Below are 26418 nucleotides of genomic sequence, written 5' to 3'. Positions count from 1 at the left end.
GAAACGCCCGGTCCCTTTCCGAACCCGGTTAGCTAAGCCCGCCCGCGCTGATGGTACTGCACCTGGGAGGGTGTGGGAGAGTAGGTTACCGCCGGCCTATAACTTCATTTTCTTGTGTGTGGTGGGTGTCACTGTTCCCGTTGTTGGGGGTGGTGGTACCCACCACACTCTTTTTTGTGCACCCCCACAACAAACAACGAGGGCCGTCTCTACGAAGTCTGATGACGCCAGCGCTCCTTGTTTGTAGACTCAGAGGTGCAACTCTGGCTGACCGGATGATTGGGAATTTGTTTCAACAGGTGCACAATAAGTTCTTTTTTTCGGACATTCCTGTTTATAATGACTTGTTCCAATAGAAAGGTGTTTCATGTCCGATCGCTCTAACGAGAGACCACGTCGCAACCACGGTTCTTCTTCCTCCAAGGGGCGGAACGGGCGGCCAGGCAATGGGGGCCGGAAAGGTCGGCGCGACGACAGTAGGGATCGTCGCAATGATCGCAGCGGTGACGGCCGTGGTAGGAGCAGAAACGCTCGTCCTGGCGGCGATGAAGAACGCAAATTCAACAATCGTCACAATCGCTCGCAGCCTCGTCGGCAGGGCTACCGCGAGGATAGGATGGCTCAAAAGCTTTCTGAACCCGACCTGCCTTCCGATCTTGACATCAGTGTTCTCGACCCGTCCGTGCTGCAAGATTTGAAGGTGTTGTCACATGACAACGCAACTCGCGTCGCGAAGCACATGATTATGGCTGCAGATCTGCTCGACGACGACCCGGCGCTTGCCTTGCGTCATGCTAGGGCAGCAAAGAATCGTGCTGGACGTGTTGGGGTTGTTCGTGAAACGAATGGTGTAATCGCTTACCACGCAGGTGAGTGGAAAGAGGCACTTTCTGAGCTGCGAGCTGCCCGGCGCATGAGTGGCGGCCCTGGGCTTTTGGCTGTGATGGCTGATGCTGAACGCGGACTTGGTCGTCCCGAGAAGGCGTTGGAGCTTGGTCGGAGTCCTGAGGCGCGAGACCTCGATCGTGAGGGACGTATTGAGCTTGCCATCGTTCTTTCTGGTGCGCGTCGCGATCTGGGCCAGGTTGATTCTGCGATTGCGACGTTGGAACGTGTACGTCCGAACAAGGACGAGCGGGACGTCTCTGCAATGCGTTTGTCTTACGCCTACGCCGACGCATTGCTGGCTGCTGGCCGAAAGGCTGAAGCGGCTGACTGGTTCAAGCATGTTATTGAGTTGGATCCGGAGATGTTGACGGATGCGAAGCAGCGTTTGGAAGAGACGGAGTAGTGGCTTTGGGTTCTCTTGCTCATCAATATGACGTGTTGCTCTTTGACTTAGACGGCACGGTTTGGGAGGGCGGCCGCGCGTTAGACAATGCGGTTTCCAGCATCATCGAATGTGGTGTGACACCTTTCTACATCACGAATAATGCATCCCGGCCTTCGGCCCTCGTCGCCGAAATGCTTGGTGATATTGGGCTAGAGTGCTCGAGTGAGGAGATTATTACCTCAGCAGAGGCAGCTTTGGAGCTAGCGCGACCCCTGTTGAAAGAGGATGATCCCATCCTTGTTCTTGGTGCGCAGTCGTTCAAAGACTTGGTTTCTGGGGCCGGTTATCGCGTAGTCTCTAGTGCTGACGACGCACCAGTTGCGGTGCTACAAGGGCACTGCCCGGAAACTGGGTGGCGTGAGCTGTCTGAAGCAGCGTTGGCGATTCACAACGGGGCGGTCTACTTGGCTTCAAACCTTGATACTTCCTTGCCGATGGAGCGGGGGCTTATGGTCGGTAATGGCTCGATGGTGGCGGCGGTGACGTCGGCAACCGGCGTTGTCCCAGAGGCAGCCGGAAAGCCAGAACCGGCTATGTTCCATCAGGCTGTGAAGCTGTCGGGTGCTACGCGAGCGTTGGCGGTCGGTGACCGTTTAGATACCGATATTGCCGGTGGAAATCGTGCGGGAATGGATACGTTGCAGGTACTTACAGGTGTGTCTGGTCCTTATGCTTTGTTGGCGGCTAAGCCGGTGGAGCGCCCGACATATATTGGTGATGACTTGCGTAGCCTCTTGGCAGATGCGGAGAGCTTGCGGCCGGGAGCACAGGGCGGTTTCGTGGCGAAGCTGCAAGGAGATACGCTCCTGCTTAACGGTGGTGCTGCATCTTCTTCGCCTACGGAGGCCTTGCGAACGGCTCTGGCTGTTGCGTGGTCTGCAGAGGCCGAAGTACGAGTGGTTGAGCCGGTATCGCAGTGGGCGCAGAAGGCTGTGGAGTCGTGGTGGTAGGGCACGCCCCGAAACCCCACGATCCAAGGCGAGCCGGCATTTCACCGGAAGAATTGCGTTCGAAGGTAGATAGTGTGCTGGCGCGGGTGCCGTCTACGATAAAGGGTGAACTTGAACAGTTGGCTGAGGCTCATGACGTTTTAGCAGAAGCGCTAAAAGACTGAGCATCGCCGTAGGAGAGGAGTACGGGTGGCACCTGGTCGGCGACGCCTTGACGCAGAACTTGTTCGACGAAAGATCGCTCGTTCACGGGAGCAGGCCCGGACATGGATTCTTGAAGGACGCGTTGAGGTCGGAGGGTTTCCTGCAAAAAAGCCAGCTACAGTTGTCGAACCCGATGTTTCCATCAAGGTCGATGTTGATAACACCGATGACTGGGCTTCCCGTGGCGCGCACAAACTTCTGGGGGCACTAGAGCACTTCGAAAAGCTTGGGTTTACGGTCAAGGATAGGACGGTGATTGACGCGGGAGCGTCAACGGGGGGATTCACTGACGTTTTGCTACGAAGAGGTGTCCGCCGGGTCTTTGCGGTAGATGTCGGTTACGGGCAATTACTTTGGCGGCTGCAAAACGATCCGCGTGTGACGGTGATGGACCGTGTGAATATACGGTCGTTGACTGCCGACATGCTGAGCGAGTCGGCCAATTGCATGGTGGGTGATTTATCGTTTATCTCTTTGAAGCTTGTGCTTCCTGCGCTGGTAGCAGCGCTTGAGGACGAGGCGGACCTCCTGCCGATGGTGAAACCACAGTTTGAGGTTGGTAAAGACCGCGTTGGTCACGGGGGTGTCGTTCGTTCGGCAGAGCTGCGTCGAGAAGCAGTGGTAGATGTCGCATTGTTCGCACAGTCGCTGGGGCTTGAGGTGAAATCAATGGTTGCATCTCCGTTGCCAGGTCCGAGTGGTAACGTAGAATACTTTCTGTGGCTGCGTAAGACAGCAAATGCGCAGGAACAATCTGTCGAGGCCGTCGAAGAGATGGCAGCACAGGCGGTGCAGGAAGGGCCAGCGTAGATATGTCTGTAGATAATCGGCGACGCATTTTGTTGGTGCCCCATTTTTACAGGCCCGACAATATTGAGGCTGCGGCGAATTCTGCCCGGATGCTGCAGCAGGCTGGCATTGAGGTGCAGTTGCTTTCTGCGGGGGAATCAAGTCCCGCTGAAGAGGATCCAGTATTGCAGAAGCTGGAGCACGTAAGCCCAGGGGCCGAGGCTGGCCGAGGCTGCGAGCTTGTATTTGTGCTTGGAGGCGATGGAACGTTTTTACGCGCAGCAAACTTTGCGCACCTTCAGGACATTCCAGTGCTCGGGGTGAATCTCGGCCATGTGGGATTCTTGGCAGAGTCCGAAGCGGAAAGCCTGGAAGATGTGCTGTCCTCGGTGATAGCGCGCTCATATCGGGTTGAAGACCGCATGACACTTGACGTGCGGGTTTTGGATGCGACGGGTGAAGTGCTTGGCGAAAGTTGGGCGCTGAATGAATGCAGCATTGAGAACTCGGATCGTACAAGAGTGCTTGATGCGTTTCTGGAGATTGATTACAGGCCGGTATCTTCGTTCGGTTGTGATGGTGTGCTGGTATCTACGCCTACTGGATCAACCGCGTATGCTTTTTCGGCCGGTGGTCCGGTGATGTGGCCTGAGCTCGATGCCATCTTGGTGGTTCCGAATAATGCGCACGCCCTCTTCGCGAAGCCAATGGTTGTTTCACCGTTGTCGACGGTAGCGGTTGAGTCCTTTTCGACGACCAGCTCCGCTGTTGTCGTGATGGATGGGGTTCGAAGGATTATGATGCCGCCAGGTGCACGGGTCGAAGTGACGCGTGGTCGCCGCCCGGTGCGCTGGGTTCGGCTTGATGAGCGTCCGTTTACCGACCGCCTGGTGGAGAAGTTTCAGCTTCCGGTATCTGGGTGGCGTGGCCCAGACAAAGAGAGGTAGATCGGCGTGCTGTCGGAAATTGCTATCAGGAACCTCGGTGTGATCCCTCACGCTAGCGCGGAGCTCTCGGAAGGTTTGACAGTCCTTACGGGTGAAACTGGCGCCGGTAAGACGATGGTGGTCACGGGTTTGCGGCTGTTGACTGGTAGTCGAGCTGATGCTTCTCGTGTTCGGACGGGAGCGCCGGAAGCGGTGGTGGAGGGCGCGTTTGCGGTAACAGGAATCCACGAGGACAGTCGCGAGGCTATTGCGAAGATCGCGGAGAACGCTGGCGCGGTCCTCGATGAAAATGGTGAGTACGTCGTAGTCCGTTCCGTAAAAGCGACAGGCAGGTCGAAGGCGCACTTTGGTGGCCGGGCGGTGCCGGCTGCGACACTCAACGAAGTCTCCTCGCACCTGCTTACGATTCATGGCCAGAACGATCAGCTACGTTTGATGTCGCCAGAACAGCAACTGCACGCGTTGGACCGCTTCGATCCTGCTGCTTCAAAGGTTCTCCGTGCGTATCAGGAAGCGTGGAAGCGCTGGCGCGGTGCGAAGAGAGATTTAGAGGAGCGGACAAAGCGGCGTCGAGAATTAGCGATGGAACAGGACCGTCTCCTGTTTGCTGTCAACGAGATCGACGAGGTCGCACCCGAGCCAGGTGAAGACGCTGAGCTCGTCTCTGCGATTCAGCGCCTGCAAGATGTTGATGGATTGCGCTCCGCGGTTCAAGAGGCGATGGTTGCAATCGATGGCGCTGAGGCGGTTGGTGAGTATGACGAGGCGTCCGCCGCTTCAGATTTGGTAGGGCAGGCTGCGAGTGTACTTGGTGCATCCACTGATACGCAGCTGCAGGAGCTGGGGCGTCGACTGGAAGAAGCCGCCACTGTGCTTTCGGATGTTTCTTCGGAACTTGGAACGTATTTGTTTTCGTTGGATGCGGATCCGCATGCGCTCGAGAACATGCTTCAGAGGCAACAGTCGTTAAAGGTGCTGACCCGAAAGTACGCGTCGGACATTGATGGTGTGCTGCGTTGGAGGGACGAGGCGCAGCAACGGTTGGCGTCAATTGATACGTCGGATGAGGCCCTCGCGGAGCTTCAACTGCGGGTTGATGACGCTGCGACCGAGATGAAGCAGCACGCTGAGGAGTTGACGGGCATTCGTCGCGATGCTGCACGACGGTTCTCTGAGGCGGTGACACAGGAGTTGCATGGGCTGGCGATGCCTAAGGCTGTGCTGAGCGTCCGCGTTGAGGGGGCAGACTACGGCCGTGATGGCGCTGATGCTGTCGAGATTTGTCTGTCGCCTAACGCTGCGTCAGAGCCAAAGCCATTGGCAACCAGCGCGTCAGGAGGTGAGCTTTCACGCGTCATGCTCGCGATTGAAGTGATCCTTGCCGGGTCAACGCACGGCGCGACATTCGTCTTTGATGAGGTTGATGCTGGTGTCGGTGGTCAGGCCGCGGTGGAGATAGGGCGTCGCCTTGCACGGCTCGCAGTAAACAATCAGGTAATTGTGGTGACGCACCTGCCACAGGTTGCGGCTTACGCGGACAGACACTTACACGTTGCGAAGAACGTTGGCGATGAAACCGTGACATCAGGAGTGCTTGTGCTTGACGATGCCGAGCGTGTGGAGGAACTGGCTCGCATGATGGCTGGGATGGCGAACTCGGAAACAGGAAAGGCGCACGCGGCGGAGTTACTGGAGCAGGCACAGCGCGAAACAAAAGAGTTTCGTCGATAGCCCGCGCGCCTAGCAGTACTTGGCGTGCGATGCAGGCAGAATTCAACATATGACTGAAACTTCTGCAACTTCTGAATCGACTATCGCGCCGTTGCAGGGACCGCTGCGTGATTGCACGCCGCAAGGCAAGGGGCGCGGCCGTCTTCGTTCTGGGGATATTGCCTTCGTTGATGCTCCAGATATCAGCCGTAGGGAAGCTGAGATGTTGATCAACGCGGCACCGGCGGCGGTTGTCAATATTGCACGATTTAGCACTGGGGCTGTGCCCAATTACGGCCCGCACTTGCTTCTCGACGCCGGCATTCCACTGTTTGAAGCAGCCGGTGCGGAGATGCGGGCGTCGATACGCGATGGCAAGAAGACATCCGTAACGGCTTCGGGTGAGATCAAGGTTGGGCGCAAGGAAGTCGGTTCTGCTTCACCAGTGGTGCGCGCTGATGTTGACGCGACGTTTATTGAAGCACAGCGTCACCTCGTAGATCACATGGAGGCGTACTTCGGAAACACGATCGAATTTATACACTCCGAATCGCCGCTGCTTATCGATGGTGTTGGCGCGCCTGAGTTAGGTGACGTGATTGCGGACCGAAAAGTTATTATCGCGAGCCCGTGCCCAGATCTCCGAGAGCGTATCGAATCGTTGCGCAATTTCATCCGTGAGTTCACACCTGTGCTGATTGGCGTAGGCAAGGCGACGAATACCTTGGCGGAGATGGGGTACGCGCCCGACTTTATCGTGGGCGACCCGGGCGACGTGGCTGAAGAAAATTTGCGAAGCGACGCGCGGGTGATTTTGCCAGCGGACCCCGACGGCTACGCGCCTGGTCTGGAGCGCATCCAGGATCTTGGAGTAGGTGCGATGACGTTTCCCGCCGCGACCGAATCTGCAACAGACCTGGCTGTGTTACTGAGCGTGTTCCACGATGCAGAAATGATCGTGATGGTTGAGCAGCCCGTGAACCTGGACCGTATCTTTACCGAATCAGATGAAAGCTCGCCGGCAGCACTGCTCACTCGTTTGAAAGCGGGTCAAAAACTGGTGGATTCCACAGTGATAGCTGATTTGTACAATCTGACGACTGGTCGGGGAGTCGCCTGGGCATGGGCAATTTTGGGATTGCTTGTTGCTGCGGCGACGATTGTACTCATCGTCGGGCTTGGCGGGAGTGGGCCGTTTAGCACGAACCTGGCGGATACGTGGAACACGATAGTTACACAGCTGCAGAGTCTGTGGAGCTAATAGAGAGTAGGTGGTTTTGATGTCTTCAGGAAGTAGTTCGGCAGGTTATGTTGCAGCAGGTCTGGGCTGGGGCATTGCACTTGGTGTCGCAGCAGGAATGCTGGTGATTGCGCCAGCAATGGGCACGCTTGATTTTTCAACGTCGTCGCAGTTAGGCGAGTCGCAACAGTCGGCTGACGCCTCGCAGGGGACAAAATTTGAGTTTTCCGATGCAGTGATAGCTCAGCATTCGGCCGAGCTTGTTGCGCACACGCTGGATGGTAAGTCAGTGATGGTGCTTCGCACGCACGATGCGTCAGCGGAAGATGTCGATGCTGTAACGTGGCTGCTTCGCACCGCAGGGGCATCAGAAGCGGGCCAGATTACGTTGGGCGAGAAGTTTACCCAGCAGGAGTCGGCTGATGCATTGAGTACGATCATCGCGAACACCCTGCCGGCAGGAGCGCAGCTTTCCGTTGATCGACGCGCGCCTGGCACACATGCTGGCCAGTCGCTGGGGAGCGTTCTGCTCAAGGATCCAGCGACTGGTGAACCGGTGGCTCCGGAATCTGATCGTAATTTCGTTATAGAGGCGCTGCATGGAGGCGGTTTCATAGACGACACAGATGTTTCAGCGCCTGCTGATGCGATTGTTGTGATCGGCGCCGGTGATACCGGCGGGGAGCGTTCTTTCGGGACACAACTGTTGACAGACATGACCGCGGAGCTCAATGACTTAGCTGCGGCAGTGTATGCGGCGCCAGATGAAGACGGTGGGTTTGTTGATACAGAAGCAGGCAGGGTGTCGGCGGTGCTTTCGCTTGCGGAAGAATTGGCGGTCGAATGATGCACGAGTTTGAAGTTCAACAGTCGGAGCTGCTGCTGGATGCACCGATTATCGCGGTGCGCAAAGATATTGTTTCGATGCCGGGGGGCGCTTCCGCGGCACGCGAGATCGTAGAGCACTTCGGTGCGGTTGCAGTGGTGGCCGTCGATTCCAAACGAAGGATTGCGATGGTCCGCCAGTACCGGCACAGCGTTCGGCGCCGGTTGTGGGAACTTCCTGCTGGACTTCTCGACGTCAGCGAGGAAGACGCGCTTGTGTGCGCCCAGCGTGAGTTGGCCGAGGAAGCTGGTTTGGCTGCTGAGAAGTGGGCATTGTTGCTGGATCTGGTGACGTCCCCGGGTTTCGCAGAAGAAGCGGTGCGTGTGTACCTGGCTTCGGATCTCCGTGAGGCCCCTCGTGGTGAAGCCGAGTTCGAAGAAGCCGATATGGTGCTGGAATGGGTGCCAATTGAAGAGGCACAATCGATGGTGTTTCGCGGTGACATCGTGAACTCGATTGCGATTGCCGGAGTGATGGCAGCGGCGCGAGTGCTAGAAGGCGAGGTAGAGCCGCGTGATGTAACCGAGCCCTTTGACCTGCGGCCAAGATCGCTAGCAGAGCGACGCACAGCGCAAGGCGTCACGCCCGATATGAAGAGGATCTAGTTGGACGTCAATGAGCTTGTTAGGCGTTGGCTCGAGCACCTTGCAGTTGAACGAGGTCTTTCAGCAAACACATTGAGCAACTATCGTCGGGATCTTAGACGGTATGCCTCGTGGCTGCATGCCAACGGCAAAGCCAACTTGTCTGAGGTGACCGCTGCAGACATCGAGGCGTACCTGGCGGACCTACGGCGTGGAGTTGATGGGGCTGCGCCGTTGGCGGCATCTTCGGCTGCGCGCGCACTTGTGGTTGCCCGCGGACTACACAAGTTTGGGGTGCTTGAGGGCGTACTTGCAGGTGATGAATCAGCCCAAGTAGCTCCACCTTCGCCTGGTAAGAAGCTGCCCGATACGCTAAGTATCGAAGAGGTCGGCAAGATGCTGGACTCGTGCCCCACGGAGGAGCCGATTGGGTTACGAGACAAAGCGTTACTGGAGTTGCTCTACGCCACGGGGGCGCGTGTGTCGGAAGTACTGGCGCTCTACGTCGATGACTTCATGGCGCTCGAAGGCGAACAGCACGCGGTACTGACATTGACAGGCAAGGGCAATAAGCAGCGCATCGTGCCGGTGGGGTCGATGGCGAAGGAGGCCGTCGAAAAATATCTGGTGCGCGGACGCCCAGCGCTGGCCAAAGGGCGCTCTCATTCGCTATTTCTGAACGCACGCGGCGGCAGCTTGTCTCGGCAAAGTGCTTGGACGGTCATCAGACGGGCCGCTGAGCGAGCCGGGATCACCAAGCATGTATCTCCTCACACGTTGCGGCATTCTTTTGCAACACACATGCTCGACGGCGGCGCCGATGTACGAGTAGTGCAAGAACTGCTTGGGCACGCATCTGTGACGACTACCCAAATTTACACACACGTTACTGCGGAAAGCCTTCGGGAAGTCTGGCACGCTACGCACCCTCGTGCATAGGTATGTAGGGTTGACATGTTCTGATGCACGACCGGAAGGATTCTTGCCACATGGCTTTTCGACGACCCCACGTTCTCGCAACTGTCGCTGCTGCTACATGCGCTCTCGGGCTGAGCACCTCGGGAGTTGATATGAACGCGTATGCGCAGTTGCCGGAGGGGCTTGATCCTGCCGCGATCCAGCAGGCCATCCCTTCCGAGATCCACGTGCAGGCCGGGCAGACTACGACTGTCGACACCGGTGTTCCGCTGAGCCTCAATTACAGTTCGGGTGGCTGGACCGTTGTATCATCTGGCACTTCTGTGTCCGTGACTGCTCCTGATACTCCAGGTGCAACGGTGAGCGTTCCGGTCTCCGCTGGGGGATACTCGGCGACCGTGAATCTCGTCGCAGTGGGCGGTGGTGAGACCGTTGATGCTCCACCTGAGAGCGCTGCGGAGCCTGGAAACGATGATGGTGCTGGCAAGCCACATGGCGATAGCGTTGATGACTCAAACAGGGAAGGACACGGATCCGAGACTGGTTCAGACTCAGATCAACGTGTGCACGACGCGCCCGCTGCGTCACAGGCCCACCGTGTCCCAGCCAAGGAGGTGGATACCACGAACGCGAAGCGCTTGGAGTTCGAGGGCGTCATCGAGGACAACAGCATTGTGGTGAAGGTGCCTCTGAGTAAGGCCGGACAGCTGATGAAGTACGCTAAGACCGATAGGGAAGGCGCCACACTTCGTTATGTAGACGTGGACGGCAATATCATTGAAGGCGTGAAGCGTGACGTGGACGTAGCGTCGCGCACGCTGACATTAACGTACCCGGAGGGACAGACGCCGGATAACCCCTTCATCATGGAGGTTGTCCGGGATGGATCGGCGGCGGAGTTCATCGCGGTGATAACGTCAAAGAACGCTCCGACTGCTGCACCAAAGGATGGAAATACCCAGGGAGGCGACAGTCAAGCGGAAACACTTGACGAATCGAGGGCGAATGACGGCCTTCTTGCCCTGGGCATCGCAGGAATTGCGGCACTGGTGGCCTTGCTGCTCATCGTGTTCCTGATTCGAAAGAGGCGACAGGCACATAACTAGGTATGGCATTGTAAGATGATTGCGTCAAGGGCTTACACGTGACGCGCATTGGACGGAAGGGATGACAATGGCAGGCAACGCATTGTTTGACGCTGCTGAAGAAAAGAAGTTTCTCACGGGACGTCCATTCCGCGAGTTCCCTCAGCCTGAACCGCTCGAGCACCACGGCCCGGCGACCATCCTATCGATGGTGAATCAGAAGGGTGGCGTCGGCAAAACGACGTCGACAATCAACCTGGGTGCATGTCTCGCAGAGCAAGGGCGCAAGGTGCTGCTTGTTGACCTCGACCCGCAGGGTGCGCTCTCAGCCGGTCTTGGAGTGTCCCATGATGAAGAGCAAGTCACCGTGTATGACTTGCTTTTTGACAACACTGCGTCGATCCACGCGGCCATTCGGCACTCGAATATGCCGGGGCTGGACCTTGTCCCCGCGAACATTGACCTTTCTGCTGCGGAGATTCAGCTGGTCAATGAAGTCGGTCGTGAACACACATTGGCCCGTGCGCTCCGCCCTGTACGAAATGAATACGACATCATCATCATCGACTGTGGCCCTTCGCTCGGCCTGTTGACCGTCAATGCGCTGGCGTGCTCGGCGGGCGTGATGATTCCGATGGAGTGCGAGTACTTTTCGCTCCGTGGTCTTGCGTTGTTGACTGACACAGTGGAAAAGGTGCGAGACCGCATCAATTTCGATCTTGACATCGTAGGCATCCTGGTCACGATGTTCGACCGCCGCACTACACACGCGCGAGAAGTGATGGATCGAGTCGTTGAGGTATTCGGCGAGCGAGTTTTTGACACGGTGATTACCCGAACGGTTCGATTCCCGGAGACCTCGGTTGCCGGTGAACCGATCATTACTTGGGCGCCGCACTCCCAAGGCGCAGAGCAGTACCGGCAGTTGGCGCTTGAGCTGCTCGAGCGCATTGATAAGTAGTTTGTTGCACCGTGTCTGAGGACGCCACCGAGGGAGTCCAGCCCGAGATCACCGGTTTTACGTTGGCCCTCCAGAACTTTGAGGGGCCGTTTGATCTGCTCCTGCACCTCATCCACTCCAAGAAGCTGGACGTGACCGAAGTTGCACTAGCCGAGGTGACCGACGAGTTTATTGCATACACGCGTGCGCTGGGTGCAGCAGCGCAACTTGACGAAGTCACTGAATTTCTTCTTGTGGCTTCCACACTGCTGGATTTGAAGACTGCGCGGTTACTTCCGCGCGACGGAGACACAGAGATTGAAGATCTTGAGCTCCTGGAGGCTCGGGACCTGCTCTTTGCGCGTCTCCTCCAGTACCGTGCGTATCAGCAGGTCGCTGACGAGTTCGTGGCCTGGCAACACAACGCGAAGCGGAGGTACCCGCGTGCGGTCTCAATCGAAGACCGATTCGCTGCGTTGCTTCCACCTGTGCAGCTGGGGCACACGCTTGATTCCTTTGCGGAGTTGGCCGCTGCTGTGTTTCGGCCCCGCCCACCGGAGGAAGTGCGGACGGACCACTTGCACGCGGTCAGCGTTTCGGTGCCCGAGCAGGCCGGGAAGCTGCTGAGCGCGCTGCATCTCCTTGGTGCGGAGCAGTGGGTCGCATTTGAGGTGCTCACGAAGGACTGTAGTTCCTCCATGGAACTCGTGGGGCGCTTCTTGGCGTTGTTGGAGTTGTACAAGGCTCGCGCGGTGGAGACCGAGCAGCCAGAAGCCCTCGGTAGCCTGGAGGTTTCCTGGACAGGAATCAACGTTGATCCTGCTGTGGTTGCGTCAAGCAACTGGGAATAGCGATAGAATGCCAGACCATGAATGCTCCCCAAATGGTTTCGCAGCTTCGCGCACGTATCGAATCGATTTTGCTGGTCGCGGACAATCCAGTCACGGTAGATGCATTAGCGTCGGCACTGGGGGCGGAGCTGGGAGACGTCGAGAAGCAGCTCGAGGACTGGTCCGAGGAATGCGAACTGCGCGGCAGCGGGATCGACGTTCGGCGGACAGCTGAGGGGTGGCGACTGTACACGCGACCAGAATACGCAGACGCCGTGGAGGCATTTCTGCTTGATGGTGCACAGACGAAGCTGAGCCGCGCGGCAATGGAGACACTTGCGGTGGTTGCATATCGCCAGCCGGTGACACGCACGCAGGTTTCCGGAGTACGCGGCGTCAACGTTGATGGTGTGATGAAAACGCTGACGCTGCGAGGGCTCATTGCCGAGGTTGATCCAGACGAGTCGACCGGCGCGCACCGCTACGTCACTACCGAGCTCTTTCTTGAGTTGCTGGGCATAGATTCACTTGAGCGACTGCCGAACCTGGCGCCATTGTTGCCTGAGATCGACGATATCGAGGAAGCATGGTAAAGGCTGCTACACTTGCGGTCGTTCGAAGAACTGTATAACTCGCAAAGAGAAAAGGACTCAAGATGAATCCTCCCGCTCGCCGAGATGGCATACCGGAACAAGGAAAGAACGAGCCGTTCTATCCTTCGTATGCGAAACCGGCACGTAAACAACATGTCAAGCGTGACAAGCGCGCCAAGGCTGCCAATGAGGCTCCGAACCCACTCGATGACAACTGGTGGGACGACGAAGAAACAAAGCAGCGCAAGAAGAACACCGACGGGATCCGTCTGCAAAAAGTGCTCGCACAAGCAGGCGTCGCGTCGCGACGGCACTCTGAGATTATGATTGATCAGGGGCGCGTTGAGGTCAACGGGAAGATCGTTACCGTCCAGGGCACCCGTGTGAATCCGAACGTCGACGTGATTCGAGTTGACGGTGCACGCATCAATGTAAATGAGGACTTGGAGTATTTCGCGTTTAATAAGCCGCGCGGAGTACACACAACCATGCAAGATGAGCATGATCGCGCCTCTGTTGGTGACTTTGTTGCTGAGAGAGTCGCTGCAGGTCAGCGTCTGTTCCATGTCGGGCGTCTCGACGCCGACACTGAAGGGCTCTTGCTGCTTACCAACGACGGCGAGCTTGCAAACCGCCTCATGCACCCGCGCTACGAAGTTCGAAAAACGTACTTGGCCACGGTACTCGGCGAGTTTAAATCCGCTGATGCTAAGCAGTTGCGCGACGGTATTGAGCTCGATGATGGTGTGGCGAAGGCAGACTACGTGCAGATCGTCGATGTGCACAATGGTCAGTCGATTGTTCGCGTCGAACTACACGAAGGCCGCAAGCACATTGTCCGTCGGATGCTGAAAGCAGCTGGTTACCCGGTACAGCGTCTGGTGCGAACGAAAGTGCACACGGTGCAGCTCGGCGATATGAAGCCAGGATCGATGCGCGCACTTAACTCATCTGAGTTGGCATCACTGTTCAAGGCGGTGGGGATGTAAATGGAGGAAACGATGTTGAGTAACCAGCCAGATAATGGTCTGCTGCTCGCAGTGGATGGGCCGTCGGGTACTGGCAAGTCGACAATCTGCCGAGCGTTAGCCAAGAAGCTTGACGCAAAGTACATCGACACGGGCGCGATGTATCGAGTTGCGACGTTGGCGGTGTTGGACGCCGGCGTGGATCCGGAAGACACTAGTGCAGTCATCGCTGCTACTGCTGATCTGCCGATGGAGGTTTCCGACGACCCCGATGACAAGGCTGTTATTTTGGGCGGCCGGGACGTCTCCAACGTGATCCGAGGGGCGGAAGTTACCAGTGCAGTTTCTGCTGTTGCCGCGATCCCAGAGGTCCGTGAAAATTTGGTGGCCCTGCAGCGTCGCCTCGCCTCTGAGGCGCATCGCGCCATCGTTGAGGGCAGGGACATTGGCACCGTAGTTTTGCCAGATGCACCGGCCAAGGTGTACATGACGGCGTCAGCCCAGGTGCGTGCACAGCGCCGGTTCGACCAGGACACAGCAGCAGGCCGCAAAGTAGAGTTTGAAAAGGTGCTAGCAGACGTGGAACGTCGTGATGCCCTTGACTCCTCCCGTGAGACCAGCCCACTGAAGCCAGCTGATGACGCATTGATCGTAGACACCTCTGAGATGGCTCCTGAACAGGTGCTGGCGGCCCTCGTCGACGTGATTGAAAGGAGCAGCAAATGACCACAGGAGATTCCTTTCCACAGGATTTCAATGAAGCTGACTTCAACGATGCGGATTTCGGTGAGGCGGACTTCGGAGATCTCAACTCCGCTGAGGAGTACACCGAGGAAGAGTGGGCAGCCGTTGAGGAAGCGTTCGGCATCTTCAATCCTGACTACATCGAAGAGGCCCTACCGACGGTGGCCATCGTTGGACGCCCAAACGTGGGCAAGTCCACACTGGTAAATCGATTTATTGGGCGTCGTGAAGCCGTGGTCGAAGACCACCCTGGTGTGACTCGCGACCGGATCAGTTACATTACTGACTGGGGAGGGCGACGTTTCTGGGTGCAAGACACTGGTGGCTGGGACCCAGACGCGAAAGGCATCAACGCGGCTATCGCGCACCAGTCGGAAGCTGCTATGGAAACTGCAGACGTCATCGTTTTTGTGGTCGATTCCCACACCGGCATCACGATGCCAGATGAGGCGATGGCTCGCAATCTGCAGCGTTCCGAAGTTCCAGTCATTTTGGTCGCGAACAAGTTTGAGTCCGAGTCGCAATGGGGCGACGTTGCTGAGCTGTACGCGCTCGGCCTCGGGGACCCGTGGCCAGTCTCAGCATTGCACGGTCGCGGCGGCGCGGATGTACTCGACGAGATTCTGCGACTGTTTCCGGATGAGCCGCGCGCGAAGGACTCCATCACAGATGGCCCACGCGCAGTTGCGCTGGTTGGACGCCCAAATGTGGGCAAGTCGAGTTTGCTGAACAAGCTTTCCAAATCGAAGCGCGCCGTAGTCGACAACGTTGCAGGTACCACTGTTGACCCTGTTGATGAACTGATCCAGCTCGACGGCAAACTGTGGAAGTTCATCGATACTGCCGGGCTGCGGAAGAAAGTCAAGAATGCGCAGGGGCACGAGTACTACGCCAGCCTTCGTACCCGAGGCACCATCGAGGCAGCGGAGGTGTGCGTCGTGCTTATCGACGCCTCCCAGGAGATTTCTGAGCAGGACCAGCGAGTGATCTCCATGGTGCTTGAAGCAGGCAAGGCGATGGTCATTTGCTTCAACAAGTGGGACTTGATGGATGAGGACCGTCGTTACTACTTCGACCGCGAGTTTGATGAGATGGTCGGGCACCTCCCGTGGGTGACGAAACTCAATATCTCGGCAGACACTGGGCGCGGGCTGCACCGCCTTGAGCCGGCGATGGAGGAAGCACTTGAGAACTGGGATCGTCGAATCACCACGGGACAGCTGAACAACTGGCTGCGCGATGCGATTGCCGCAAACCCACCGCCGATGAAGAACAACCGGTTGCCGAAGGTCTTGTTTGCCACCATGGTTGGCACGCGCCCACCGACAATCGTCCTGTTTACCACGGGGTTCCTAGACGGCAGCTACCGCCGCTACTTGGAGCGAAAGTTCCGTGAGCAGTTCGGCTACCACGGCACGCCGATTCGGATCGCAGTTCGTGTGCGTGAACGTAACCCGCGGCGTCGTAAGTAGCATTATCTACGGCCGTACAGGAACGCGTCGGTCCTGTACGGCAGTGGTATAAGTTGGCCAGGATCGAATCCGAGGCGCTCATGCAGGTACCAGGTGAGGTTGTTCGTCATTTTGTCCCGAGTGCGCTGGTTTGCGCGAAGCCAATAGGAACGGGTCGCCATGAGCGTGAATAGCTGATCCGTCCGGATCGGTTGAATCCACGTTGTTCGTAGTTCCCGCTTGAGGTGCCAAGGCTCGAAGACAGTGGGGTAGAAGCCTTTGGTAAGCACATCGCCAGAGTGCATAATCTTTGCCAGACGTAGTACCCACGGATGCTCCACCTCGAGGGTGTTCCAGCATAAGAGAAGTTCGCCGTCATCTTTGCTGATTCGGGCAGCTTCTGCGCTAGCGAGGTGTGGGTCGACCCAGTGCCACGCTTGGGCGAAGGTGATGGCGTCGAAAAGCTTGGGTGCTGATGCGGTGCACTCGGCGGTTGCGCGCCATACTGGAAGCTCTGGGTGTCGGGCGCGCAGTGTATTCGCCATGTCTGGTGAAGGTTCACAGCAAGCAACTCGGTGCCCGGCGGCGTGCAGTTGTGCAGCAAAAATTCCGGTACCGGAACCAACATCTAAGACAGTGCGGACGACTCCGCGACCGGCAAGTAGCTCAACTACTGAGTCCGGATATGACGGTCTGACCGCATCATAAGTGTCTGCGCCGACTGTGAACGCGCGTGACGAATTCAGCCGGTGCTCACTGCTGTGAAACAGTGGTTGGTGCTTTCCGCTTGGCTTCATAATCAACTAACCTAACAACCTGTGACTGTCAGGAGAATCCGCGAGTGAACATTTCCAACACGATGAACCGGCGCTGGTCGTTGCGTACGGTGCTGCTCGCTGTGCTGCTTGGCTGCGCAGTCATGGCTGGCTGTAGTGGAGACAACGAGGAGCCGGAGGCAGCCGATGCGCTGCCGAATCCCCTGCGTACAGTGGAAAACGGTAGTCGGCCTGACACGGTTGCGGAAGTCGAACCGTGGAGCTCTGCATCAGTCGAGTCACGGACGATCCCGGCTGGGGGACTGCAGCGCGAGTACATACTCTCGCTACCAAAGGGTGCACAGCAGCGAGAAGGTTTGCCACTCATACTCGTATTCCACGGTTACACGAGCACAGCTGCGTCGATGCAGCGCACGACGGGCTTTAACAACGCGGACGCGGTTGTGGCGTACTTGCAAGGTGTGAACAAGGCGTGGGCGCCGGCACCGTATGCAAATACGAATGCACGTCAGGACCTGGCATTCGCTGACGCCGTGCGGGCGCAGCTACAACAAGAGTTTCACACCCAACCTGCTCGTACATTCGCCGCAGGCTTTTCAAATGGAGGAGGGTTCGCGGAGTTCCTGAGCTGCCAGCGACCACAGGATTACACCGCAGTGGCGACTGTGTCAGCCGCCGTCTATGACGCGGTGCTTGAGGGGTGCTCGGCGATCCCCGTCAAACGCATCGACATTCACGGGACCGCTGACAGCGTCATTGACTACAGCGGAGGAACCCGGCACAAGACGCACTACGCTGGTGCGTATCAAGACGTTGAGCGAGAAGCCCGACGCAACCACTGCAAAGCCACTGGCGAGGAGGCGCCGAAACCAGAGTGGTCAGAAGCATTGCCCGGTGTAGCAAAAGCTGAATGGGTCGGCTGCGATGCGGGGCTTGTGCATTACAAAGTGGATGGCGGCAAGCACGAATGGCTTGGGCCTGGTACTTCGCCGGCATCGAATTTGCCGATCGGTTTTGCCAGTGAAGCAGTACTGGAATTCTTCGGAATAGGGATGCAAAAGTGACTTCGGAAAAGTTGTTTCATCGCACCGCTGTGGTGGTGTATAACCCGACGAAGATTCGCGCTGCGGTTTTGGAGCGCTTTGTCGAACTCTACGCTGACCCTCGCCGCGAAATTTGCTGGGTACCCACGACAAAAGAGGACACGGCACTTGCTGGCTTCGCGACTGCACTCACCGAGGACGTGGACGTGGTACTCGTCGCGGGAGGTGACGGTACTGTCCGCCGCATCGCTCACGTCCTAGCAGACACCGGCATCAAGATGGGGATTATCCCAGTTGGTACCGGTAATCTACTTGCGCGAAACCTTGGCTTGCCATTGGATCCTGAGAGCGCGATACGCCGTGCGTTTACTGGAGAAGAGCACGCTGTGGACCTTTGCGAAGCCACAGTTACTCGGCGCGACGGCTCGCAGGAGACTTATGGGTTCACAGTCATGGCTGGAGTGGGCCTTGATGCGCAGATGGTTGAACGTACCAGGGAGGAATTAAAGCGACGCATAGGTCCGCTGGCATACATCGGCGGGATCGCACGATCGCTGGGCGGTGGTAACAGTGTGGAGGCTACCGTAACCGTCGACGACCATCCCTCGAACAGGCGTCGCTTGCACACCATGATTTTCGGCAACTGCGGTGACTTGGTGAATAAAATCCCGCTGTTCCCCGATGCGCTCCCCGACGATGGCGAAATTGATGTCGTGGCGATGTCTCCGCGTGGACTTATCGGATGGTTGCTGATTGGCCTACGCATCGTGTTTAACACTCTGCGTGCACTCCTCGGTGGCGGGTGGCAGGGTATCCCAGCTCCGCAGATGGACTATTTCAAAGGACACACGATAAGCGTTTCTTTCGCTGCCCCCGAAGTATTCGAAGTTGATGGCGACACTATCGGGTCGATCGAAGCAGCCACTATCCGGGTGATCCCACAAGCGTTGGTGCTGATGCGATAGATTCCGCTGCAGGGCCAATAGGGTTTCGGCATAATGGCGACATGATCTACTCATTTGAAGGTAAAACCCCGAAGATTCATCCGTCTGCATTCGTGTCCGATGAAGCCACGATTATCGGTGATGTCGAAATTGCCGAGGATGCCAATATTTGGCCCGGAGTGGTGATTCGTGGTGATGTTGGCGCGATTCGAATCGGTGAAAGGGTCAACGTGCAAGATGGATCAGTGCTGCACGTTGATGAGAACGGGAAGACCATTCTCGAAGCCGACGTGACCATTGGCCACCTTGCTATGGTGCACGGGTGCCATATTGAACCTGGGTGCCTAATCGGCATGAACGCGACCGTGCTGTCCGGGGCTCGCATTGGCAAGGGGAGCATCATCGCCGGTGGCGCAGTGGTGCTCGAAGGCCAACTGATACCTGAATTCTCACTCGCTGCAGGCGTACCGGCGCAGGTCAAGCGTGAGCTTGAGGAGTCAACTTACGCTGCGCGTGAACGCCACGCAGCCCTTTATGTTGAGTTGGGGAAGCGCGCGGCGAGTGGGTTGGTACCGGTAGAACGCGCCGCAACTGAGTAGCTTACGAAAACTAAAACCCCGCTCAACCAGGAGTTTCGCCTGGTCAAGCGGGGTTTTTGTTGATAGTTGTCGGACTGACAGGATTTGAACCTGCGACCCCCACACCCCCAGTGTGGTGCGCTACCAAACTGCGCCACAGCCCGTTGCCTTCATCCGGCGAATACCGGAACAGCTCCGATAGTTTAGCGCACAGTTACTTCAACTATGAAACCAGCTGTTAGAAGGCAGTGCCGTTGAGGTACACCCATGCGCCGCCCTCGCGAATGAAACGGGAATGTTCTCGCTGGGTGCCACTCGGGTGAAGGGCCTCGAAGCGGACCTCTCCGTAGGTATCCGTTGGGCCACCTTGTTCGGAGTGGAGAACTCGCAGCGCAATATATGGTTCGCCACCTGGTGGAAGCTCCAACGATGCCGGTCGTGTGCTCGAAGCCCAGGTGCGCAGCAAGTAATCCGCATCGCCGACGACGAACGCACTGTAGCGTGCCCGCATGAGCGATTCTGCTGTGGGAGCAGGTTTGCCTGCGTGCAGGGCGCCGCAGCACAGGGGGTATGGGCGATCGAGGCCACATGGGCAGCGTTTCACGTCAGCGCACCACGTCGATGGTTGTCTGCACCGAGGCGCTGTGAACGTAGCCGTCGACGGTTGAGCGTTTGCCGGCCTCCATGAGCGTCTGGGCCTCGGCGTCGCTGAGGTCGCCGAATAACGTGATGTCACGTGTGAAGTGCCCCTCGCCGAGATGTGTGACCTCCACGCGCACGTCGTTGAGCGCAAGTCCTTTCGCGGCGGAACGAATTGCCTGGGAACAAGATACTGCCAACGCGGACATGTACAAGCCTGTCGACGTCACGCCCTGGCCCTTGCCGCCAGCATTCTTAGCCCGGTCAGTTGCGATCGCACGATTGGAGGTGCGAACTACGTCGCCATACTTCGTCCCGCGGGCGGAGTAGGAGACTGCGTTGGAGTCGCCGGTGGCATCCGGGACAAATTCGGGGGTGATGTATTGCATGACCCACGAGCCGATAATGTCGGCCGCACGCTGTGCGGTGCCTTGGCGCGTCAATAAATGATCGGCCTTGTCCAGCGCCATGAGTGACTTCGGGTAGCGGGTGAGGCTAAAAATTGACTGGGCGTTATCAATGCCTACCGTCACATCGATAGGCGAGTGGACCAGCAATAGTGGCTTGCGCAGTTTCGGCAGGTATTCTTCGGGGTTCGTGTCGGCGAGATCCTCAAGGAAGTCGCGTGAAATGATGAGCTCCCTGCCGCCGAGGATGACGGGGACATAGCCGTCGCGGTCCGCGTCACCAATCTTATCCGCATAGTGCAACACCGAGTGAGCAGGGTCGAACGGCGCACCGACTGTCGCTACGGCTTTGAGCGTCTTTTTGAGATCGGGATGGGTCGCCGCTTTCAGTGCTGCAGCGCCCCCGAGCGAGTGGCCCATGATGAGCTGTGGCGCTTTGAACTCTTTGGCTAACCACTTTGCTGCAGCCACGATATCGTCAACGTTTTGTGAGAACGAAGTATCGGCGAATTCACCCTCGGATTGTCCGAGACCAGGAAAATCAAATCTGAGCGTTGCAATGCCGAACTCTGTTAACCGCTTGGAGATTCGCGAAGCACCAGGAGTATGTCTGGACCCCGCAAAACAGTGTGCGAAAATCGCGTAGGCTTTCGCCGGCCCGTCAGGCCGGTCAATCGTTCCGGCCATCATCTTGCCCGTCGACGACGGCACCTTCACGTTCAGCGATAACATGTGGGCTTTCCTCCTGAGAACGGGGACGCATTCGGTGGTCTTTGCTTGAACAAGGATAGAGTACATTGACGTGAACGAGTGAGAAGCACTTACCATGTAGACCAGGTAGTGCGAGAGGCAAAAGGCCACTTTTGCCGTGACGAAAGGTCGTATGAGGAATGGCTGCATTTGGCTGGTTTTGGAAAGCAATGGGTGCAACGTCCGAACGCAACAACAAGAAGTCGAAGGGGATCGTGGCGAAAGCTCACGAGCTCATCGCCGAGTTCGAAGCTCTTGACGACGCCGCGCTGAGCGCCGCTGTGCGTGACACCGTGCGTGACGGAGAGGTCGTCGACAAACCTCGCTTCCTCGCAATTCTGTCGGTTGCCGCCACTCGAACCCTTGGGATGACCCCGTTCGACGTTCAAAACCAGGCGGTTTTGCGCCTACTCGAAGGCGATGTAATTCAGATGGCCACCGGCGAGGGCAAAACGCTCGTTGGAGCTATCGCTGCGACCGGTTTTGCGCTCACTGGTAAGCGGGTGCACCTCATCACCGTGAATAACTATCTCGCTGAGCGCGATGCCACGTGGATGCGGCCGCTTGTCGAGTTCTTTGGGCTCAGCGTTGCCGCTGTAACGGAATCGACGCCACGTGAACAGCGCGTAGAGGCATACCGATGCGACGTCGTCTATGCCCCGGTGACCGAGATCGGCTTTGATCACCTTCGTGACAATCAGATCACGCACCGTTCTCAAACCGTTCAGCTACCAGCCGAGGTCGCTCTTGTCGATGAGGCCGATAGCGTCCTTGTCGACGAAGCCCTCGTCCCGCTCGTCCTGGCTGGTTCTGAAGGTACGCAGCAGCCCACAGGCAAGATCACCGAAGCGGTCTCGCACCTTGACGAGGAGAAGGACTACGAAACTGATGCCGATGGTCGCAATGTCTTCCTTACCGAGGAGGGGGCGAAGAAAGTTGAACATTTGCTCGGCATCGACTCGCTCTATTCCGATGAACACATTGGCACTACGCTTGTCCGGGTCAACCTTGCATTACACGCTCGAGCACTGCTGATCCGCGACGTGCACTACATCGTTGAGGACGGCAAGGTGGCACTTGTCGACGCCTCCCGCGGCCGCGTCGCTGAACTGCAGCGTTGGCCTGACGGATTGCAGGCAGCAGTCGAGGCAAAAGAGGGGCTGAAGGTCTCCGAGGGGGGCCGAATTCTCGACTCGATCACGCTGCAAGCACTTATGCGTCGCTATCCGACGGTCTGTGGCATGACTGGAACCGCCGTAGAAGCCACCGATCAACTGCGTTCATTTTACGACCTGCACGTATCTGTTATTGACCGCGCAAATCCGTTGCAGCGATTTGATGAAGCCGACCGGATCTACGCAACGATGGAGGAGAAGAACCAAGCGATCGTCGAAGAGATCGCGCTGCTTCACACGAATGGTCAACCTGTTCTTGTAGGGACTCATGACGTTGCAGAGTCTGAGGCTCTCGCAGAGGCATTGAACGAGCGTGGGATCAGCGTGAACGTGCTCAATGCGAAGAATGACGCTGAGGAAGCACGCATTGTGGCTGAGGCTGGAGATTTAGGGCGGGTGACCGTGTCTACACAAATGGCAGGCCGCGGTACCGATATTCGCCTAGGTGGCGCTGACGAAGGAGATCACGACAAGGTTGCGAAGCTGGGTGGTCTCGCCGTTATCGGTACAGCACGCCATCGCACAGCGCGGCTCGACAATCAATTGCGCGGACGTGCAGGGCGTCAGGGCGACCCTGGCCTGAGCCTGTTCTTTGTTTCCCTGGAAGATGACATTGTTGTTACCGGGGGAGAGGATGAGCGCATCACCGTACATCCCGACGCGTCGGGACGGATCGAATCCTCGCGTGCACAGCAGTTTGTTGACCACTGCCAGCGCGTTACAGAGGGCCAGCTGCTAGAAATTCACTCACAAACGTGGAAATACAACAAGCTCATCTCGGATCACCGTACAATCCTTGATGAGCGGCGAGCGTCATTGCTCGATACCGACGCGGCGTGGCGTGAGCTTAGCGAACGAGCACCGGAGCGCGCCACCGAGCTGGATGCCATCGATGCTGACAAACTACGGCAGGCAGCTCGGGAGATAATGCTCTACCACCTGGACCATGAGTGGTCTGAGTATCTCGCGCTCATGGACGATGTTCGCGAATCTATCCACCTGCGCGCCATCGCCCGTGAAACGCCAATCGACGAATACCATCGAATCGCCATTCGTGAATTTAAAGAACTAGCGAATCGTGCCGTAGATCAGGCCGTCGATACTTTCAGGAAAGTTATGATTGATAACGATGGAGCACACCTCGAAGATGCTGGTTGGAAGCGTCCGAGTGCGACGTGGACCTACATGGTGTCGGATAATCCGTTGGCGGGTTCGGGGAACTCGGTGATCTCCGGGATTGGAAGTATTTTCCGTTAATCCTCATGTTGAGGTTCAGAGCGTTACACTAGAACCGCAACAGCACGTTGACCCACAATTGGGTAATATTGCGATTTAGAATTTATTGACTTTCAAAAACACCGTCAGGAGTTTGGAATGGCCGAAAACAAAGATGCAGACATCGTCCAGGTCGAAACGACCTCCGTCTTTCGCGCTGACCTTTTGAAGGAGATGGAGAACGGCGCTGCTGCAGCCAACGATAACGTCACCAGCACGGAGAATTTGCCGGATGGTGTTGCGTTGCTCGTGGTGAAGCGCGGACCGAACGCTGGTGCAAGGTTCCTACTAGACCAGGACGCAACCACCGCAGGTCGCCATCCTGAGGCCGACATTTTCCTTGATGACGTCACGGTGTCCCGCCGTCACGCTGAGTTCCGCCGCGACGGTGACTCTTTCGAAGTCGTTGACGTGGGATCACTGAACGGCACTTATGTGAACCGAGAGCCAAAGGACTCGCAGGTTCTCTCCTCCGGGGATGAGATTCAGATTGGTAAATTCCGCCTGGTCTTTATCGCCGACGAAAAATAGTATTGTCCGTTTGTCTGCCCCTGCCCATTAGAAGAGATTAATCATCACCGTGAGTGCAATACGTCGAGCTGCTACAGAGCAAATGGGAGCCACCGTCGCCCCGTCAGGGACAAAGACCATGTCCATTGGTGTTGTCCTGAAACAGTTGCGGGAAGAGTTCCCCGATGTGACTGTGTCGAAGATTCGCTTTCTTGAGTCCGAAGGCCTGATCACTCCACAACGCACTGCGTCCGGATACCGGCGCTTTACAAGTGATGATGTCGAGCGACTTCGCTACATCTTGGTTACCCAGCGAGACAATTACCTTCCATTAAAGGTGATCCGCGAGCAGCTCGAGGCCATGGATTCCGGTCAGGTTACCGCGATCATGAGCGCGAGCGAAGCTGATCCACTAGTTTCTCCAGATAGCTTCCGCGCACCAACTTCGACGCACTTGAGCGACCTTGACGTTGCCGAGCAGGCTCAAGCAGACCAAGAACTTGTCGACGAGTTTGTGCGTGATGGATTGATCGGTCCTGATGTGGCTGGTCATTTCACCGCCGACGACGTTCGCGTGGTTACTGCAGCCATGGCTCTAGCGGAATTCGGTTTGGATTCTCGCCACCTCAAGACGCTGCGGACTATGGCTCGTCGCCAGGCTGATCTCATCTCTCAAGTAACGGAACCCGTTGCGAAGTCCGGTAAGGAAAATTCAGCACAGCAGGCGGAAGAACTTGGACAGCAGCTTTCTGCCCTGGTCGTATCACTGCATGCTTCGCTGCTCAAGAATGAGCTGCGAAATTCCGGGCGCTGAGATGCGGTCGCTGAATTTGCTCGGGGTCTACCCGGTCGGCCCGGAACACTTTCTGTGCGCGTTGCTGCACACACCAGAGCAGAATCTATTCCTGCCAATTTGGCTTTCGCCATTTTCTGGAGGCAAACTGGCCGCGCTCATTGATGATGTAGGCCCCCTGAACCCGAGTATTTACGAAACGTATTTGGAAACGTTAAAGGATCTCGGCGCTCAAGTGCAGGCCGTGCGCATTGCGAGCTATTACGAAGGCGTGTTTCATGCCGAGGTGTTGCTGAGTACTGGCAGCAAAGTAGACACGAGCATCTCCGACGCGCTGCTTTTGGCTTGGACAGGGGATATTGCTCTCGAGGTTGACCCTCAGGTTTTGCGGCAAGCCGGCATACGGATTTCCGCGGCAGATGCGAAAGGTATCTTTGACCTTGATCTTCCCGTTGTCGAAGGGGACGCTGAAGACGGAAGTGTTTCCGCAAGCGGTGACCCAGAAGCAGACCGCGATTTTGAGCAGCTGATGAAGAGCCTTGGCGCGGATGATCTTTTTACTTCCGATGATGAAGATGGAGACGGGGCTGCCAACTAAACCTCCCTCAATGTAAAGTAAAGGTTGAGACTTCGGCGTGTCGGCCCGAGCTGATAGAGTCAAATGCCTAAGCTATCAGTACAAATACTGTTAGCCGAGACAATAGAAAACGGGAGTATGGAAAATGAGCGATCTGCAACAAGAGCTTGAACTTTCCGCAGTGGAAGGGCCTGTTCAGGAAACGCTGTTTGATATCGGGCCTTCTGACGAAGTGGGGTACCGAGTTCCGATTGCATGCCAGGTAGCAGGCATCACGTACCGCCAGCTCGATTACTGGGCGCGCACTGACTTGGTGAAGCCTTCAATCCGTGGCGCAAAGGGCTCCGGCTCCCAGCGCCTCTACTCCTTCAAGGACATTCTGGTTCTGAAAATCGTGAAAGGTCTCTTGGATACCGGGATCTCACTGCAAAACATTCGCCTAGCCGTGGATAAGCTCCGTAACCGGGGTGTGAATGACATCGCCGAGATCACGTTGGTCTCTGATGGCGCAACGGTGTACGAGTGCCGCAGCAACGAGGAGGTCATTGACCTTCTCGGCGGCGGCCAGGGTGTCTTTGGTATCGCGGTCCCGCAGATTATGAAGGATCTGACTGGCACAATTGCTGACTTCCCAGCAGAAACCATCAATCCCGAACTCAATGACCCTCAGCCTGCCGGGTTCGATGAACTCGCAGATCGTCGCCGTCGTAAGTCTTCCTAGAGAGTTCTGAAAGGCTGCAGCCCCGCCGTTTACTCCCCGGCGGGGCTGCAGCCTTTCG

The 26418-nt window shown here is 57.1% G+C and carries 27 protein-coding genes, 1 tRNA gene and 1 rRNA gene; 25 read left to right on the top strand and 4 right to left on the bottom strand.

Annotated features, from left to right (window positions below):
• From rrf to der, 17 genes are all read left to right on the top strand, one after another.
• Positions 1 to 97, top strand: a 5S ribosomal RNA gene (gene rrf / locus BJP06_RS02320); the annotation flags it as partial.
• A gap of 519 nt (positions 98 to 616) precedes the next feature.
• The gene (locus BJP06_RS02315; protein ID WP_070477184.1) at positions 617 to 1291 is read left to right on the top strand and encodes a hypothetical protein; all 675 of its coding nucleotides are present in this window, start codon (positions 617 to 619) and stop codon (positions 1289 to 1291) included.
• Positions 1291 to 2283 (top strand): HAD-IIA family hydrolase, encoded by a 993-nt coding sequence (locus tag BJP06_RS02310; RefSeq protein ID WP_083433158.1) that lies wholly within the window; start codon positions 1291 to 1293, stop codon positions 2281 to 2283. The genes BJP06_RS02315 and BJP06_RS02310 overlap by 1 nt, the downstream gene beginning before the upstream one ends.
• 189 nt (positions 2284 to 2472) lie before the next feature.
• Complete coding sequence (locus BJP06_RS02305; protein WP_071572648.1) at positions 2473 to 3297, top strand: TlyA family RNA methyltransferase; 825 nt, start codon at positions 2473 to 2475, stop codon at positions 3295 to 3297.
• Positions 3298 to 3299: 2 nt separating this feature from the next.
• Positions 3300 to 4223, top strand: a complete 924-nt coding sequence (locus BJP06_RS02300; RefSeq protein WP_070477180.1) for an NAD kinase — start codon at positions 3300 to 3302, stop codon at positions 4221 to 4223.
• Positions 4224 to 4229: 6 nt separating this feature from the next.
• Entirely contained in the window at positions 4230 to 5954 is a 1725-nt protein-coding gene (recN, locus tag BJP06_RS02295) for a DNA repair protein RecN (protein WP_071572647.1), read from the top strand.
• A 49-nt stretch (positions 5955 to 6003) separates the two neighbouring features.
• Complete coding sequence (steA, locus tag BJP06_RS02290) at positions 6004 to 7194, top strand: putative cytokinetic ring protein SteA (protein ID WP_071572646.1); 1191 nt, start codon at positions 6004 to 6006, stop codon at positions 7192 to 7194.
• 19 nt (positions 7195 to 7213) lie between these two features.
• Positions 7214 to 8020 carry a copper transporter gene (locus tag BJP06_RS02285; RefSeq protein ID WP_071572645.1) on the top strand — a complete coding sequence of 269 codons (807 nt, stop codon included), beginning with the start codon at positions 7214 to 7216 and terminating at the stop codon, positions 8018 to 8020.
• The gene (locus BJP06_RS02280) at positions 8017 to 8664 is read left to right on the top strand and encodes an NUDIX hydrolase (RefSeq protein WP_070362505.1); all 648 of its coding nucleotides are present in this window, start codon (positions 8017 to 8019) and stop codon (positions 8662 to 8664) included. Before BJP06_RS02285 ends, BJP06_RS02280 begins: the two co-directional genes overlap by 4 nt.
• The gene (gene xerD, locus BJP06_RS02275; RefSeq protein ID WP_070362504.1) at positions 8665 to 9582 is read left to right on the top strand and encodes a site-specific tyrosine recombinase XerD; all 918 of its coding nucleotides are present in this window, start codon (positions 8665 to 8667) and stop codon (positions 9580 to 9582) included.
• A 50-nt stretch (positions 9583 to 9632) separates the two neighbouring features.
• Positions 9633 to 10667 carry a hypothetical protein gene (locus BJP06_RS02270; RefSeq protein WP_143110514.1) on the top strand — a complete coding sequence of 345 codons (1035 nt, stop codon included), beginning with the start codon at positions 9633 to 9635 and terminating at the stop codon, positions 10665 to 10667.
• Positions 10668 to 10734: 67 nt separating this feature from the next.
• Positions 10735 to 11607, top strand: coding sequence for a ParA family protein (locus BJP06_RS02265; protein ID WP_070362502.1), 873 nt, complete (start codon positions 10735 to 10737; stop codon positions 11605 to 11607).
• 11 nt (positions 11608 to 11618) lie between these two features.
• Complete coding sequence (locus BJP06_RS02260; RefSeq protein ID WP_071572643.1) at positions 11619 to 12437, top strand: ScpA family protein; 819 nt, start codon at positions 11619 to 11621, stop codon at positions 12435 to 12437.
• 17 nt (positions 12438 to 12454) lie between these two features.
• On the top strand, positions 12455 to 13009 hold the full coding sequence (gene scpB / locus BJP06_RS02255) for an SMC-Scp complex subunit ScpB (RefSeq protein WP_070362500.1): 555 nt from the start codon (positions 12455 to 12457) through the stop codon (positions 13007 to 13009).
• Positions 13010 to 13071: 62 nt separating this feature from the next.
• Positions 13072 to 13998, top strand: coding sequence for a pseudouridine synthase (locus tag BJP06_RS02250; protein ID WP_070362499.1), 927 nt, complete (start codon positions 13072 to 13074; stop codon positions 13996 to 13998).
• A 12-nt stretch (positions 13999 to 14010) separates the two neighbouring features.
• Positions 14011 to 14703 (top strand): (d)CMP kinase, encoded by a 693-nt coding sequence (gene cmk / locus BJP06_RS02245; protein WP_071572682.1) that lies wholly within the window; start codon positions 14011 to 14013, stop codon positions 14701 to 14703.
• Positions 14700 to 16193: a ribosome biogenesis GTPase Der gene (der, locus tag BJP06_RS02240; RefSeq protein WP_071572642.1), complete on the top strand. Its 1494-nt coding sequence runs from the start codon at positions 14700 to 14702 to the stop codon at positions 16191 to 16193. Before cmk ends, der begins: the two co-directional genes overlap by 4 nt.
• A 2-nt stretch (positions 16194 to 16195) precedes the next feature.
• Here the strand turns inward: der and BJP06_RS02235 are convergent, their stop codons facing one another.
• Positions 16196 to 16969 (bottom strand): class I SAM-dependent methyltransferase, encoded by a 774-nt coding sequence (locus tag BJP06_RS02235; RefSeq protein ID WP_070362497.1) that lies wholly within the window; start codon positions 16967 to 16969, stop codon positions 16196 to 16198.
• Positions 16970 to 17013: 44 nt separating this feature from the next.
• On the opposite strand from BJP06_RS02235, the gene BJP06_RS02230 reads away from it, so the two are divergent.
• The 3 genes from BJP06_RS02230 to BJP06_RS02220 are packed head-to-tail and all read left to right on the top strand — an operon-like array spanning position 17014 to position 19534.
• Entirely contained in the window at positions 17014 to 18012 is a 999-nt protein-coding gene (locus tag BJP06_RS02230; protein WP_083433157.1) for a PHB depolymerase family esterase, read from the top strand.
• Positions 18009 to 18956, top strand: coding sequence for a diacylglycerol kinase family protein (locus BJP06_RS02225; protein ID WP_176754856.1), 948 nt, complete (start codon positions 18009 to 18011; stop codon positions 18954 to 18956). The genes BJP06_RS02230 and BJP06_RS02225 overlap by 4 nt, the downstream gene beginning before the upstream one ends.
• Before the next feature lie 41 nt (positions 18957 to 18997).
• Entirely contained in the window at positions 18998 to 19534 is a 537-nt protein-coding gene (locus tag BJP06_RS02220) for a gamma carbonic anhydrase family protein (RefSeq protein ID WP_070977082.1), read from the top strand.
• Between the two features lie 69 nt (positions 19535 to 19603).
• On the opposite strand, the gene BJP06_RS02215 is transcribed toward BJP06_RS02220, so the two are convergent.
• The 3 genes from BJP06_RS02215 to BJP06_RS02205 form a co-directional block, all read right to left on the bottom strand.
• A tRNA-Pro gene (locus tag BJP06_RS02215) sits at positions 19604 to 19677 on the bottom strand.
• A gap of 74 nt (positions 19678 to 19751) precedes the next feature.
• Complete coding sequence (locus BJP06_RS02210) at positions 19752 to 20117, bottom strand: YchJ family protein (RefSeq protein WP_070477164.1); 366 nt, start codon at positions 20115 to 20117, stop codon at positions 19752 to 19754.
• Position 20118: 1 nt separating this feature from the next.
• A complete protein-coding gene (locus BJP06_RS02205; RefSeq protein WP_070362494.1) occupies positions 20119 to 21291 on the bottom strand; it encodes an alpha/beta fold hydrolase in 1173 nt (390 codons plus the stop codon).
• 158 nt (positions 21292 to 21449) lie between these two features.
• Between BJP06_RS02205 and secA2 the strand changes: the two genes are divergently transcribed.
• The 5 genes from secA2 to BJP06_RS02180 all read left to right on the top strand — a co-directional run bounded on the left by secA2 (position 21450) and on the right by BJP06_RS02180 (position 26360).
• Entirely contained in the window at positions 21450 to 23741 is a 2292-nt protein-coding gene (gene secA2, locus BJP06_RS02200; RefSeq protein WP_071572641.1) for an accessory Sec system translocase SecA2, read from the top strand.
• Positions 23742 to 23858: 117 nt separating this feature from the next.
• Entirely contained in the window at positions 23859 to 24290 is a 432-nt protein-coding gene (gene odhI, locus BJP06_RS02195; RefSeq protein ID WP_070362492.1) for an oxoglutarate dehydrogenase inhibitor Odhl, read from the top strand.
• A gap of 49 nt (positions 24291 to 24339) precedes the next feature.
• Positions 24340 to 25083, top strand: a complete 744-nt coding sequence (locus BJP06_RS02190; RefSeq protein ID WP_369822173.1) for a MerR family transcriptional regulator — start codon at positions 24340 to 24342, stop codon at positions 25081 to 25083.
• Positions 25058 to 25660 carry a bifunctional nuclease domain-containing protein gene (locus BJP06_RS02185; protein ID WP_177224249.1) on the top strand — a complete coding sequence of 201 codons (603 nt, stop codon included), beginning with the start codon at positions 25058 to 25060 and terminating at the stop codon, positions 25658 to 25660. Before BJP06_RS02190 ends, BJP06_RS02185 begins: the two co-directional genes overlap by 26 nt.
• Positions 25661 to 25784: 124 nt before the next feature.
• Complete coding sequence (locus BJP06_RS02180; RefSeq protein ID WP_070362489.1) at positions 25785 to 26360, top strand: MerR family transcriptional regulator; 576 nt, start codon at positions 25785 to 25787, stop codon at positions 26358 to 26360.
• Positions 26361 to 26418: the final 58 nt, after the last annotated feature.

Origin of the sequence: Corynebacterium sp. NML120713, assembly GCF_001875735.1 — a bacterium.
GTDB lineage: Bacteria > Actinomycetota > Actinomycetes > Mycobacteriales > Mycobacteriaceae > Corynebacterium > Corynebacterium pseudogenitalium.
Note: the sequence above shows the minus strand (reverse complement) of the source record. Positions and strands in the feature narration are given on the sequence as shown.

Coding starts and splice junctions, on each gene's coding strand:
- BJP06_RS02315 (WP_070477184.1), top strand. CDS start 617: ATGGCTCAAAAGCTTTCTGAACCCGACCTGCCTTCCGATCTTGACATC.
- BJP06_RS02300 (WP_070477180.1), top strand. CDS start 3,300: ATGTCTGTAGATAATCGGCGACGCATTTTGTTGGTGCCCCATTTTTAC.
- steA (WP_071572646.1), top strand. CDS start 6,004: ATGACTGAAACTTCTGCAACTTCTGAATCGACTATCGCGCCGTTGCAG.
- BJP06_RS02285 (WP_071572645.1), top strand. CDS start 7,214: ATGTCTTCAGGAAGTAGTTCGGCAGGTTATGTTGCAGCAGGTCTGGGC.
- BJP06_RS02280 (WP_070362505.1), top strand. CDS start 8,017: ATGATGCACGAGTTTGAAGTTCAACAGTCGGAGCTGCTGCTGGATGCA.
- BJP06_RS02270 (WP_143110514.1), top strand. CDS start 9,633: ATGGCTTTTCGACGACCCCACGTTCTCGCAACTGTCGCTGCTGCTACA.
- BJP06_RS02265 (WP_070362502.1), top strand. CDS start 10,735: ATGGCAGGCAACGCATTGTTTGACGCTGCTGAAGAAAAGAAGTTTCTC.
- scpB (WP_070362500.1), top strand. CDS start 12,455: ATGAATGCTCCCCAAATGGTTTCGCAGCTTCGCGCACGTATCGAATCG.
- BJP06_RS02250 (WP_070362499.1), top strand. CDS start 13,072: ATGAATCCTCCCGCTCGCCGAGATGGCATACCGGAACAAGGAAAGAAC.
- cmk (WP_071572682.1), top strand. CDS start 14,011: ATGTTGAGTAACCAGCCAGATAATGGTCTGCTGCTCGCAGTGGATGGG.
- der (WP_071572642.1), top strand. CDS start 14,700: ATGACCACAGGAGATTCCTTTCCACAGGATTTCAATGAAGCTGACTTC.
- BJP06_RS02235 (WP_070362497.1), bottom strand. CDS start 16,969: ATGAAGCCAAGCGGAAAGCACCAACCACTGTTTCACAGCAGTGAGCAC.
- BJP06_RS02220 (WP_070977082.1), top strand. CDS start 18,998: ATGATCTACTCATTTGAAGGTAAAACCCCGAAGATTCATCCGTCTGCA.
- BJP06_RS02205 (WP_070362494.1), bottom strand. CDS start 21,291: ATGTTATCGCTGAACGTGAAGGTGCCGTCGTCGACGGGCAAGATGATG.
- secA2 (WP_071572641.1), top strand. CDS start 21,450: ATGGCTGCATTTGGCTGGTTTTGGAAAGCAATGGGTGCAACGTCCGAA.
- odhI (WP_070362492.1), top strand. CDS start 23,859: ATGGCCGAAAACAAAGATGCAGACATCGTCCAGGTCGAAACGACCTCC.
- BJP06_RS02185 (WP_177224249.1), top strand. CDS start 25,058: ATGAGCTGCGAAATTCCGGGCGCTGAGATGCGGTCGCTGAATTTGCTC.
- BJP06_RS02180 (WP_070362489.1), top strand. CDS start 25,785: ATGAGCGATCTGCAACAAGAGCTTGAACTTTCCGCAGTGGAAGGGCCT.